General features: G+C 63.4%; 11 protein-coding genes. 2 read left to right on the forward strand and 9 right to left on the reverse strand.

What is annotated here, in order from left to right:
* Positions 1–335 precede the first annotated feature (335 nt).
* The gene (locus tag RKP46_RS19025; protein WP_311108075.1) at positions 336–1,166 is read left to right on the forward strand and encodes a hypothetical protein; all 831 of its coding nucleotides are present in this window, start codon (positions 336–338) and stop codon (positions 1,164–1,166) included.
* A gap of 204 nt (positions 1,167–1,370) precedes the next feature.
* Here RKP46_RS19025 and phaC read toward each other — a convergent pair whose 3' ends face one another.
* The 6 genes from phaC to RKP46_RS19055 all read right to left on the reverse strand — a co-directional run bounded on the left by phaC (position 1,371) and on the right by RKP46_RS19055 (position 6,709).
* A complete protein-coding gene (gene phaC / locus RKP46_RS19030) occupies positions 1,371–2,477 on the reverse strand; it encodes a class III poly(R)-hydroxyalkanoic acid synthase subunit PhaC (protein ID WP_311108076.1) in 1,107 nt (368 codons plus the stop codon).
* 66 nt (positions 2,478–2,543) lie between these two features.
* Positions 2,544–3,614 carry a poly(R)-hydroxyalkanoic acid synthase subunit PhaE gene (locus tag RKP46_RS19035; RefSeq protein ID WP_311108077.1) on the reverse strand — a complete coding sequence of 357 codons (1,071 nt, stop codon included), beginning with the start codon at positions 3,612–3,614 and terminating at the stop codon, positions 2,544–2,546.
* Between the two features lie 147 nt (positions 3,615–3,761).
* On the reverse strand, positions 3,762–4,178 hold the full coding sequence (locus RKP46_RS19040; RefSeq protein WP_409193998.1) for a MaoC/PaaZ C-terminal domain-containing protein: 417 nt from the start codon (positions 4,176–4,178) through the stop codon (positions 3,762–3,764).
* Positions 4,179–4,193: 15 nt separating this feature from the next.
* The gene (locus RKP46_RS19045) at positions 4,194–4,634 is read right to left on the reverse strand and encodes a MaoC family dehydratase N-terminal domain-containing protein (protein ID WP_311108078.1); all 441 of its coding nucleotides are present in this window, start codon (positions 4,632–4,634) and stop codon (positions 4,194–4,196) included.
* A gap of 57 nt (positions 4,635–4,691) precedes the next feature.
* The gene (locus RKP46_RS19050; RefSeq protein WP_311108079.1) at positions 4,692–5,873 is read right to left on the reverse strand and encodes an acetyl-CoA C-acyltransferase; all 1,182 of its coding nucleotides are present in this window, start codon (positions 5,871–5,873) and stop codon (positions 4,692–4,694) included.
* Positions 5,874–5,941: 68 nt separating this feature from the next.
* Positions 5,942–6,709, reverse strand: a complete 768-nt coding sequence (locus tag RKP46_RS19055; protein ID WP_311108080.1) for a 3-hydroxyacyl-CoA dehydrogenase — start codon at positions 6,707–6,709, stop codon at positions 5,942–5,944.
* A gap of 990 nt (positions 6,710–7,699) precedes the next feature.
* Between RKP46_RS19055 and RKP46_RS19060 the strand changes: the two genes are divergently transcribed.
* The gene (locus tag RKP46_RS19060) at positions 7,700–9,394 is read left to right on the forward strand and encodes a PHA/PHB synthase family protein (protein WP_409194169.1); all 1,695 of its coding nucleotides are present in this window, start codon (positions 7,700–7,702) and stop codon (positions 9,392–9,394) included.
* A 52-nt stretch (positions 9,395–9,446) separates the two neighbouring features.
* Here the strand turns inward: RKP46_RS19060 and RKP46_RS19065 are convergent, their stop codons facing one another.
* From RKP46_RS19065 to lpxB, 3 genes are all read right to left on the reverse strand, one after another.
* The gene (locus RKP46_RS19065) at positions 9,447–10,262 is read right to left on the reverse strand and encodes an RNA methyltransferase (protein ID WP_311108082.1); all 816 of its coding nucleotides are present in this window, start codon (positions 10,260–10,262) and stop codon (positions 9,447–9,449) included.
* Positions 10,259–10,858: a ribonuclease HII gene (gene rnhB / locus RKP46_RS19070; RefSeq protein WP_311108083.1), complete on the reverse strand. Its 600-nt coding sequence runs from the start codon at positions 10,856–10,858 to the stop codon at positions 10,259–10,261. Before rnhB ends, RKP46_RS19065 begins: the two co-directional genes overlap by 4 nt.
* Positions 10,839–11,791: lipid-A-disaccharide synthase (gene lpxB, locus RKP46_RS19075; protein ID WP_311108084.1), on the reverse strand; the 953-nt coding region annotated here is incomplete at its 5' end. The genes lpxB and rnhB, both read right to left, overlap by 20 nt.

Raw genomic sequence — 11,791 nt, forward strand, 5'->3', positions numbered from 1 at the left:
TACAGTCTGATCCCGTTGACCACTTGGGTATCCCTCCACTGGAATCTGCGATTATGGCGCACAAGCAGACGTCTGTCAAACGGTATTGTAATCCGCCAAATATTATAGAACAGCAGCCGCCGACTTGGTGTGCTTCTTCCGTGAAACTGCCCCCCAGCCGCGATTGACGGCACCCGAACGAGCCACCTATACTGCCGTCCTCGCCGTACTGTTGCCGGAACTCGCTTGGCGTCCCTGCCCAGGGCTGGGTGCCACCACGTCAGCGCAGCGTACGCTTGGCCAAGCGACGGGTCAGGCTGCAGCAACGGCTGCTCTTTCCCGGTAAGAGGAAGCCCATGACGAGAATTCCGATTTGCGGCAAGACTCCGAAAGGCGTCGAGGAAATCGAAAAGCGCACCCAGCGGCTATCGGTGCGCGCTCGCCGGGTTCTGATCCTGATCGACGGCAAGCGTGACCAGACAGCGCTCGCCGAGTTGGTACCGGGAGAAGCGCTAGGCGAGATCTGCCGCCAGTTGCTTGATGAGGGTTTCATCGCTCCCGTGCTCAACCAGGGCAGCGAAGGAGCCGCCGCTTCGCCGAAACCGGAAGATGTTCCGGCCGCAGCTATCCGACCACAGCTCCCGGCAGTAGAACTGCAGCGCCTGAATATGGCGCGCAACTTCATGACGAACACCTTGGCGACCTTCGTCGGCCATGCGGCTTCCAGCCTGATCAACCATGTCGAGGCAGCGCACGACCTGGCGCACCTGCGCACGCTGGCCAAGCCGTGGCGCGAAGCGATCGCGCTTTCTGCCGACGGCCGCACACAACTCGCCGACCTGGCCAGTCGGCTGGCCGTCATCGACGAGAATTTCCTCGCAGTCTTTGCCGACGACGAGGTCATCGCCGACGAGACGGCACATCAGGCGCCGCCGCCACGTAGTATGCCGCCCATACCCGACGATGCGGCGGAACGAGTAGCGATGGCCCGGAACTTCATGACCAATACGCTCGACACGTTTGTCGGACTTGCCGCTTCGAGTCTCATTTCGCGTATCGAGAACTGCCCGGATGCGGATAGCCTGCGGCAACTGTTCGGTGACTGGCGCGACGCGATCGCGCTCAGCGCGGATGGCCGCAAGCGCCTGAGCGAACTCGACGCGCAACTCGCCGCCCTCCTCTGCTGAGGGCCGGCGCGTCGTTCGCGCCGGCCGCGTCCGACACCTGGCAAGTAGTTCAGAAACGCGACGGGCGCTGACCCCGCGCCACGCACAAGAAAACGCAGGTGGCACGTTGGTCAAGCGCCCAGTCTAGCGACCGCGGCTGTGCGTTGCCGACCACTGGCGAACGCGACAGCCGCGGCTGCTCAGCCGCAGCAAGCGGCCCGCCGCTCAGGCACCGCGCTCGCGCATCCAGTTGGCAACCGTCGGGGCCAGCACTTTCTGCGCCAAGCCACCAGTGTAGATGCCGATGTGCCCGGTGTTGATGGCAAACTCGGTGTAGTCCTTGCTGCCCACATGCTTGCCGAGGGCAACCGTGCAGGGTGGCGGGACGATGTGGTCCTTCTCAGCAAAGATGTTGAGAATCGGGATCTTTAGCTCCTGCAGATCCACCTTGCGCCCACCGACTTCCAGCGTTCCCTTGACCAGTTTGTTCCCTTTCAGGAAGTCGCGGATGAACTCCCTGAACGTCTGTCCGACTGCATCCGGACCGCCAAAGAGCCATTTTTCCATGCGCAGGAAGTTCAACAGCGCCGGCCGGTCATCCAGGATGTCGATCACATCGGCGTACTTGCCGAAGTTCAGGATGAACGGCGACGCCATCAGGAACGAAACATTGAGCACGTCTGCCGGAACGTTGCCGTGCACCGCAACCATCTTGTCGACATCGGCATCCGCACCCATGGTAAACATCAGCCCTTCGTGCGGCTTGTGGTTGGCGCGATAGGCGTCAAAATCGATCGGCGAGACGGTCAGCGTCAAGTGGCTGATCTTGTCCTGATGCAGCGTCGAATACGTGGTTGAAATTGTGCCGCCCTGGCAAATGCCGAAGAGCGCGATCTTGTCCACGCCATGGTAGTGCCGGATGAAGTCGACGTGCTCGTCGAGGTAGCCGTTGATGTAGTCGTCCACGGTGCGGTGCTTGTCAACCGGGCGCGGATAACCCCAGTCGTTCAGGTAAACATCGATCCCCTGGTTAAGCAGGTTGCGCACCACCGAGCGATCCGGTTGCAGGTCGGCAACTTCGTAGCCGTTGATCAGCGGAGGTACGATGAGGAGTGGCGTCTTGATGATCTTCGACTTTTCGACGGTCGGGTGATAGTGGTAAACGCGGATCCCGTCCTGCTCGAAAATGACATCCTTCGGCGTACTGCCGATATCGACGTCTTCGTCGGTGAGACTGCTCAACAGGTCCACACCCTTGGTCAGCTTCGCATTCAGCGCCGCAGCTTCGGCGGCAAGATCGGCGGGGAGAATCTGGATTGGAAATGTCATCATGGGTATCACCCTCCTAATAGTCTAATGGCTTGCCAGCGCGGTCATCGCGGTACAGGAGCACGCTGCTCACTCACTCTTGGCCCGAGTCGCGGCTGCCTTGCGCGGCGCAGCGCCCGCCTTTGCGTGGGCTGGCGGAGCCAGTTCCCTCTTGAGCGCCCTGATTTCCATTTTCATGTCGTGCATTACCTTGTACGCCTGGTCGATCTCGCTGCGCGTCGGAATATCGAGGTTACGCAGAACATCTTCGACCAGTGCACGCTGCTTCAACTTGAAGTCCTGCTGCGCCTTGGTAAACTCGTTCTGGACGTCAAGGAATTCCTGCGAGTTGAAGGTGACGAGCAAGGACGCATCGGCCGTGCGATACCAGAGGCGCATCAGGTCGCGCACAGCGGTAATTTTTTCCCCTTTGGCAGCTACTTTGCCCAGTTCTTCGACAGTGGCTTCGACCGCTTTGGCGAGCGCTTCGGCAAAAGCCGTATGAAACTTCAGGCTGCTCTTGCGCAGATCGACCGCCGCGTCGACCAGGCGCATTATCTTGGCGTTCTTTTCGCGCGACACGCCGAAGTGCGGAATCTCGCCGACACCGGCCAGTGCGCTGGCGTCGCTTTCCATGGCCAGCAGGCGGCTCAGCCCGGCTGTTCCACCAAGCATCGCTTCGCCCATGTGGCCGGCGGAGGCCGCCTCGATCAGGAAGGACATCCATGGCCCAACTGCGTTCGGCAGGTCCTTGGTCATCGTGTTGCCCAGGCTGCCCAGGTGAGCGCCCATACCCAGGCTGCGCTGCAGCATGGCGGTCGATTCCTTCGCCCAACTGTCGGCGAACGCCTTGAGATCCGGACGCCAGTCTTTGTTGGCCTCAAGATTCGGCGCAACAACCTTCATCGAACGGAAAAAGAAATCCATCACGCGATTCATCGCGCCCTGACTGCTCGTGATCCGGTCCATCAGCGTACGCGCGGCTTCGTTCGTACCCTTGGTGATGGTTTCCATGCCTTTGCGGGCAGCTTCGACGGGCCCCTCGTTGCCCCCTGGGAGATTCTGCAGCATGGCGGACCAATCGCCCCACATGCGCTTCTGCATTTCAGCCCAAGCGTTGACGACGCCGCTCAGTTGCTCGTTCGGATTCTTGTTTTCCACTCCTTCGATCTCCTTTCAGTGTATCGGACACGCCAACCGTGATGGCCGGCGGATGCCCATCGGTAGACTGAGTGCTTTACAGACTACAACTAGACAGCGGCCGTCCGAAGACGGCCGCACCGAACAGATACCCTGCTCCCTGGCCGCTCAGGCCAGGGCGACAACCGCATCTGCCTTGTGTTTTGCCTCACCCTGCTCGTTGGCGCAGAGCAGTTCAAGACGGACACACTTTTCCCCGTTCCGTTCCAGCTTTTCGACCACCTTCCCGGTACACACGAGTCGCTCGCCGACCCAGGTGATGGCACTGAAACGGACCCCGAAGCTGCGGATGCACGCTTGCGGCACCCACTGCGTCAACACTCGCCCGAGGTACGCCATCCCCAGCATGCCATGGGCAAAAACGTCCGGCGCGATCTTCTGCGAGCGGACAAAGTCCTGGTCAAGGTGCAGCGGATGGTGGTCACCCGAACCCGTCGCGTATAAGGCAAGCGTCAGGCGAGACACCGGGTCCGTTGTCATCGAGGGGATTTCGTCGCCCACGTTGAGCGCGTCAAAACTTGGCATTGTCATCAGTTTCCCCTATTCCCGAATCACCATAACGCTGTGTACGTCGCAGACCAGTTCACCCTGGCGACGCACTTTGACATCCTTGACGACGAACTGCAGGGCGCCGTTCTTCTTGTCGTAAATGTCGGTGATTTCTGCGTCGAAATCGAGCCTTTCGCCCGAGTAGACCGGCTTATGGTAGATGAACGACTGCTCGCCGTGCAACATCTTGCCGAGATTGCAGCCCATCGTTTCCAGGTAGTCGAAGGGACGCTCCTTGTCCATGTCCATGCAGAAAAAGAACGTCGGCGGGACAAGCACCCCCGGCAGCCCAGCCTGACTGGCCGCAGCTTCGTCAAAATAGATCGGGTTCGTCTCGCCGATGGCCTTGGCGAACCACTTCAGTTGCCACGCCGTCGGGGTCACCGAGTGTGGCGGCACCTTCATGCCAATGTGCTTCTTGTCAATCAACATCCGATTCACTCCTTGCCCGCCCCGGGAAAGGGGCGGGACGGCTCGTTGGCGACTCGATCAGAGAACTTCGATGGCGATCGCGGTGGCTTCACCACCGCCAGCGCAGAGTCCGGCAATACCGCGCTGCAGACCACGCGCCTTCAGCGCGTAGAGCAAGGTGACCAGGATGCGAGAACCCGTGGCGCCAATCGGGTGACCGAGCGCGCACGCACCACCGTTGACGTTCACCTTGTCGGCTGCCAGGTTCAGGTCGCGCATCGAGGCCATGGTCACCGCGGCAAACGCTTCGTTGATCTCCCACAGATCGACGTCGGCCGCCTGCCAGCCGGCCTTTGCGAGCAGCTTTTTGAAAGCAAAGACCGGCGCCGTCGTAAACCAGGCCGGCTCGTGGGCGAAAGTCGAGTGGCCGACGATGCGCGCCAAGGGGCTCAGGCCCGCTCGCTTCGCATCCGACTCGCGCATCAGAACAAAAGCCGCAGCACCGTCCGAAATCGACGACGAATTGGCCGGCGTCACCGCGCCGTCCCGCTTGAACGCCGGCTTCAGCTTGGCAATCTTCGAGATATCGCACTTCATTGGCGTCTCGTCGAGCGCGATGATCTCTTCGCCCTTACGCGTGGTGAGTGTCACCGGTGCAATCTCAGCCGCAAAGACGCCGGCGGTAACCGCCTGCTGCGCACGCGTCACCGACTGTATGGCAAAGGCGTCCATTTCCTCACGCGTAAAACCGTACTTCTCGACGCACAGTTCGGCGAAGGCGCCCATCAGCTTGCCCTGCTCGTAGGCGTCCTCGAGACCGTCGAGGAACATGTGGTCGAACAGTTGTCCGTGGCCAAGCCGGTAACCACTGCGCGCGCTGGTCAGCACGTGCGGCGCATTGGTCATCGACTCCATGCCGCCGGCCACGGCGACATTGATCGAACCGGCGAGCAACTGGTCGTGCGCCAGCATCACCGTCTTCTGCGCCGAGCTGCACATCTTGGTCAGCGTCGTGCACGGGACGGACTTCGGCAGCCCCGCCCCAAGCACGGCTTGCCGGGCCGGCGCCTGCCGCAGTCCGGCCATCAGACAGCACCCCATCAGCGCCTCATCAATGTCTTCTGCCTTGACACCCGACTGGGCAACAGCTGCCTTGATCGCCACGGCGGCCAGTTGCGGGGCGGTCAATCCGGCGAACTGACCCTGGAAGGCACCCACCGGCGTCCGCTTGGCACCTACGATAACAACTGCTTCACTCATACCAAACTCCTGAATTCTAGAGGGATTTCAACTCACTGCCGGGGCGCGCCCCGGGGACCCGCAGCGCCTTACTTGGCGGCCATCCGGATGGCACCATCGAGACGGATGACTTCGCCGTTCAGGTAGCCGTTTTCGCAGATGTGGCGAACCAGCGCCGCATACTCGGCCGGCTTGCCGAGACGCGAGGGGAAGGGCACCATCTTGCCGAGCGAGTCCTGCGCCGCTTGCGGCAGACCCTTGAGCATCGGCGTTTCGAAAATGCCGGGTGCAATCGTCACCACACGGATCCCATGTGCCGCAAGTTCGCGCGCCACCGGCAAGGTAAGGCCGATGACACCGGCTTTCGACGAGGCATAGGCCGCCTGCCCGATCTGACCATCGTAGCCAGCCACCGACGCGGTATTCACGATGACGCCGCGTTCACCCCCCTCGTTCGGCTCGTTCCGGCTCATCGCTTCGGCGGCCAGACGAATCATGTTGAAAGTGCCAACCAGGTTGATGTTGACGACGCGGGCAAAGGTCGCCAGGTCGTGCGGGCCGTCCCGACCCAGAACCTTCTTCGGCGGGGCAACCCCGGCGCAGTTGACCAGACCATGCAGGGCGCCAAAGGTGCTCACCGCCAGTTCGATCGCCGCGCGAGCACTCGCTTCGTCGGTCACGTCCGTCTTTGCGAAGCGTGCATTCGCGCCCAACTGTGCGGCCTGCGCCTCGCCTGCAGCGGCATCGACGTCGACGATGACGACTTTGCCGCCGGCACCGACCAAGCCGCTTGCCGTCTCCGCGCCCAGACCCGACCCTGCTCCTGTTACCACAAAGACACTGCCGTTGATTTGCATGTTAACCCCCAAAAAATATCGCGACACCACCCGATGCCGCGTTTTTGACCCGTGCGGCGTCGATCGTCGATGACCAGCGCCACCCGTGGAAATTCTGCCGTCCTCTTCGCCCGAAGAGGCACCCAGCGCCCCGCTGGGCGGACCCGCCGAATGCTGTTGCGCAACACGGCGGCCGCCGCGCCGGCCATCCGGCCGGAAAACGCGGCGCGCGCGCTCCGAATGTGGCCACCTCTGCTCCTGGCAGCGCGCATTGCCGGCATTGTCGAATGCGGAGCAGGTTTGAGTCAAGCCTCCGACGCAATGCAGCAGGAGCGCTCGTTCGCCTGGTCGCCAGCGTGCGCCTGTTGCAGCGCGCAAGCCACCCGACTCCCAGCTGCGACTCCCAGCTGCGACGCCCGACCGGCGCCAGTACCTACTGTTGTTGACCTGGATCAGCCGGCTGCCCGCGCAATGCCGTAGGATGGGCGCATGCCCCGGGGCGTCGTTGCGCCCTGAGGCTCAGCGAACGCCGCTGCGCTTCGCCTGCCAGCAAACGCACAGCGGCGTTGCGCCGAAACCTGGCGCCAGCCTGCACTGGCCCGACCCACAAAGGCAGAAGGAGAACATGCCATGGCCGATACCCCAACAGATTCGACGCAGACGACCGCCACAGCGGCAGTCGAAGCGACAACCGATGGTGCGCCAAAGAAACGGCGTGCCCGCGCCGCCAACCCCAGCGCGACGCCACGCCGCCGGAAAGCGGCTGTCGCGCCCACCGGCGACTTGGCGTCCTCGGGCGAAAACGCGGCGCCTGCCGCGCCAGCGGCAGTACAGCCGCCGTCCGCAGGCGGCAGCGTCGCCAGCCCTCCGCCCGCCAGCGCTGAGCCAGCCGCCAGGCCGAGCGAAACCGGCGCACCCGCCGCTACCGCCGGCAAGGCTGGCGCGCAGTTCTCGCGCCGCCTTGGCGACCGTCATTTGCTCGACTCGGACGCGCTCGAGAACATCGACCGAATGACCAATATCGCACTCGGGCAACTGAGTGGTGGTGTTTCGCCCGCTTCCCTGGCAATGGCTTACCTCGACTGGCTGGTGCACCTCTCCGCCTCACCCGGCAAGCAGTTTCAGCTCGGCGCCAAGGCGGCGCGCAAGGCGCTGCGCCTGGCCAGCTATGCGCTGAATTCGGCGATGACCGGCAGCGCCGAGGACTGCATCAAGCCGCTGCCCGGCGACCACCGTTTCGATCACCCGGGCTGGCAGCAGTTTCCGTTCAACGTGATCTACCAGGGCTTCCTGCTCAATCAGCAATGGTGGCACAACGCGACGACCGGAATCCGCGGCGTGTCCAAGCACAGCGAGGCGGCCGTGTGGTTCATCGCCAAGCAGATCCTCGACATGATGGCGCCAGCCAACATGCCGGCCATGAACCCGGAAATCGTCGAAGCGACGATCAAGGAAAGGGGCGCCAACCTGACGCGCGGTGCGCAACACTACGCCGAGGATTTCCGCCGCTCGCTACGCGACGAAAAGCCAGCCGGTGTCGAGGCCTTTCAAGTTGGCAAGAACCTTGCGGTCACACCCGGTCAGGTCGTCTTCCGCAATCAACTGATCGAACTGATCCAGTACGCCCCGGCATCCGGCACTGTCCACCGTGAACCCGTGCTGATGCAGTCAGCATGGATGATGAAGTATTACATCCTCGACCTTTCGCCGCACAACTCGCTGGTCCGCTACCTCGTCGAGCGGGGCCACACGGTGTTCATGATCTCCTGGCTCAACCCCGGTCGCGAGCACCGCAACCTCGGCATGGAAGACTATCGCAAGGCGGGAACGCTGGCCGCGATCAATGCCATCTGGGAGATTCTGCCCGGCCGCAAGATCCATACGGTCGGCTATTGCCTGGGCGGCATCCTGCTCACCATCACCGCTGCCGCAATGGCCCGTGACGGCGACGACCGGCTGGCCAGCATGACCCTGTTCACCACGATGACCGACTTTACCGATGTCGGCGAGATCAACGTCTTCATGGACGCCAGCGAAGTCACCCTGCTCGAGGACATGATGTGGGAAAAGGGTTACCTCGGCCACAAGCAGGTATCAGGCGGCTTTCAGTTGCTCAAGTCGGCCGACCTGATCTGGTCCAAGATGGTGCGCGAGTACTATCTCGGGCATCGCGAACCGATGTTCGACCTCATGGCCTGGAACGCCGATGGAACGCGCATGCCCTACCGGCAGCATTCCGAGGTGCTGCGTCGGCTCTACGTGGATAACCAGCTCTTCCAGGGCAAGTACATGGTCGGCGGACGAGCGATCTCGATCAGCAACATACACTGCCCGATCTTCGCGGTTGCCGCCGCGGCTGACCACGTGGCGCCCTGGCGTTCGGTGTACAAGCTGCACCTGCAGAGCGACGCCGCCGAACTCACCTTCGTTCTCACCAGCGGCGGCCACAACGTCGGGATCATCAACGAACCCGGGCGGCCGCACCGTTCGTTCCAGATGAGCGTCTGCCGCGAGGGCGAGCGCTTCCTCGACGCCGAAACCTGGAAGGAAAAGACGCCGAGAACCGAGGGATCATGGTGGCCAACCTGGCAGCAGTGGCTCGTGCAGCATTCCACGGGGATGGAGGCGCCGCCGCCGATGGGCGCTCCCGACAAAGGCTTGGTGCCGCTTTGCGCAGCGCCCGGCACCTACGTCTTCCAGCAATAGGACTCGTCGCCAACGGCCGGCCGGATTAACCGGCCGCCGTCGGCGTCAAGCGTCACAGCGAACGGCACGCTGGCTCCGGCAGTTCGCCGGCGAGGCCGCGCCGCGCGCGCTCGAACAAGCAGACGGCCGCCGCTGCAGCAACATTGACCGACTCGCTGCCAGCCGCCATCGGTATGCGCAGGTGCAGACCACAGACGCGCGCAATACGCGGCCGCACACCCTGCCCTTCGCTACCGAAGACCCAGGCGATCGGCGGCACGAACTTCGTTTCGTACAGACTGTTCGGCGCATCGACACAAGTGGCCAGGACCTGCCCGCGGTACGCGGTCAGAAAGGCCGCCAGATCATCACGCTCATAGAGGTCGAGCTGGAAGTGCGCGCCCATCGCCGCCCGCAGCACCTTCGGCGACCAGACGCTTGCGCAATCGCGCGAGACGACGATTTGACGCACTCCGGCAGCCGCGGCACTGCGCAGGATCGAACCAACGTTGCCCGGGTCCTGTACGCCGTCGAGGACAACCGTTTCGGCCTCGCCTTCGGGCGCCTGACGAGCTGCCGGCTGGGCGACGACGGCCATGATGCCGCTCGGTGAGTCGACCAGCGCGAGATCGTCGAACAGGCCATCGGACAGCCGAGTGATCGCGGCTTGCCCAAGCTCGCTGGCCAGGTAAGCCGCGATTTCCGCCCGCGCCAGGCCGCTGTCGCTGACGATGATTTCTGCCGGCGGCCCGTAATGGCGACGGTAAGCGGTGATCAGGTGCATGCCGTCGAGCAGACAATGGCCGCTCGAACGCCTTTCGCGCACACTGCGCGCCAGCCGCTTGAGGCTCTTGAAATGCGGGTTGTCGGCGGCGGTAACGCGCCTCATCGCGTGCTCAGTCTGGCCACCGGCGCGAAGCTGCGGCGATGCTGCGGGCTTGGTCCATGCTCGCGCAAGGCGGCCAGATGCTGCGCTGTCGGATAGCCCTTATGGCGAGCGAAACCGTAGGCCGGAAAAGCCGCATGTAGTTCGCACATCAGCCGATCACGCAGCGTCTTGGCCAGTATCGACGCGGCGGCGATGCAAGCCAGCTTGCCGTCACCGCCGATCACTGCCTCGGCCGGGTAAGCCAGCGCCGGACAGCGATTGCCATCGACCAGGACAAGCGTGGGATGCAGGCGATACTGCTCGACCAGCGCCGAGAGCGCGCGCTGCATGGCGAGCAGGCTCGCCTGCAGAATGTTCAACTGGTCGATCTCGGCCGCGCTCGCCTGTCCGACCGCCCAGGCCAACGCCTGTTGACGGATGTCCTCGGCAAGCACGGTGCGCCTTGGCGCACTGAGTTTCTTCGAGTCGTCGATGCCGACAATCGGCGGCCGGCGCGCATCAAGCACGACGGCAGCGGCAACGACCGGGCCGGCCAGCGGCCCGCGCCCTGCTTCGTCGACACCGCAGACCAGGCCCTCAGGCGGCTGCAGCAACATTCCTGCGCACTTCCGTCGGCAGGCAGTCGACGACGGCAGCGGCGGCTTTCTCGGCGGCGTTCTGTCGCAACTGCAGGTGCATTTCACGAAAAACCTGGCCGATCCGCTGACGGCCGGCGCTGTCGGCGTAGAGATCGAGGAGCGCCGGCGCCAGCTTCTCCGGTCGGGCGTCGTCCTGAATGTACTCGGGAACGACAAAGCGGCCGGCAAGAACGTTGGGCAGTCCCACGTAGGGCAAATACGCCATCCGGCGCATCAAGCGATAGGACAGCGGCGCCATCTTATAGACGATGACCATTGCCCGTTTGAGCAGCGCCGCTTCCAGCGTTGCCGTGCCGCTCGCCACCAGGACCACATCGGCCGCCATCATCGCCTCATGCGCGTGCCCGAAAACCAGGCGAATCGGCAAGTTCCCGGCCTGGCAGCGCTGCAACGCTGCCTCGAACAGGACGCGCGTCTCGCGCGTTGCCAGCGGAACGAGAAAGAGCGCAGTCGGGAGTGCCTCATTGACCCGCCGTGCAGTCTCGATGAAGGTATCCGCCATGTAGTGCAGTTCCGACTGCCGACTGCCCGGAAGCAGCGCGAAAACGGCGTCGTCGGCGCCCAGACCAAGACGCGCGCGCGCCACGGCGCGGCCGTCGGCCAGCGGCAGCATGTCGGCCAACGGATGGCCAACGTAGCGTACCGTAATTCCCTTTCTCTCGTAAAAGGCCGCTTCGCACGGGAAAAGCGTCAGCACGCAGGCAACCGCTGCGCCGATCTTGTTGATTCGCCCGCCGCGCCAGGCCCAGATCGACGGGCTGACGTAGTGCACCGTGGCAATTCCCCGTCGCTTGAGCGCTTTCTCGACCGCCAGATTGAAGTCCGGCGCATCGACGCCGACAAAGACATCCGGCGGATCGGCCAGCAAGCGGCGCTTCAGCTCGCGCCGAA

It is taken from the genome of Accumulibacter sp. (assembly GCF_031732815.1).
GTDB lineage: Bacteria > Pseudomonadota > Gammaproteobacteria > Burkholderiales > Rhodocyclaceae > Accumulibacter.

Excerpts from the sequence above, each read along its gene's own strand:
- RKP46_RS19025 (WP_311108075.1), top strand. The coding sequence starts at position 336 with ATGACGAGAATTCCGATTTGCGGCAAGACTCCGAAAGGCGTCGAGGAA.
- phaC (WP_311108076.1), bottom strand. The coding sequence starts at position 2,477 with ATGATGACATTTCCAATCCAGATTCTCCCCGCCGATCTTGCCGCCGAA.
- RKP46_RS19040 (WP_409193998.1), bottom strand. The coding sequence starts at position 4,178 with ATGCCAAGTTTTGACGCGCTCAACGTGGGCGACGAAATCCCCTCGATG.
- RKP46_RS19045 (WP_311108078.1), bottom strand. The coding sequence starts at position 4,634 with ATGTTGATTGACAAGAAGCACATTGGCATGAAGGTGCCGCCACACTCG.
- RKP46_RS19050 (WP_311108079.1), bottom strand. The coding sequence starts at position 5,873 with ATGAGTGAAGCAGTTGTTATCGTAGGTGCCAAGCGGACGCCGGTGGGT.
- RKP46_RS19055 (WP_311108080.1), bottom strand. The coding sequence starts at position 6,709 with ATGCAAATCAACGGCAGTGTCTTTGTGGTAACAGGAGCAGGGTCGGGT.
- RKP46_RS19060 (WP_409194169.1), top strand. The coding sequence starts at position 7,700 with ATGACCAATATCGCACTCGGGCAACTGAGTGGTGGTGTTTCGCCCGCT.
- RKP46_RS19065 (WP_311108082.1), bottom strand. The coding sequence starts at position 10,262 with ATGAGGCGCGTTACCGCCGCCGACAACCCGCATTTCAAGAGCCTCAAG.
- rnhB (WP_311108083.1), bottom strand. The coding sequence starts at position 10,858 with ATGTTGCTGCAGCCGCCTGAGGGCCTGGTCTGCGGTGTCGACGAAGCA.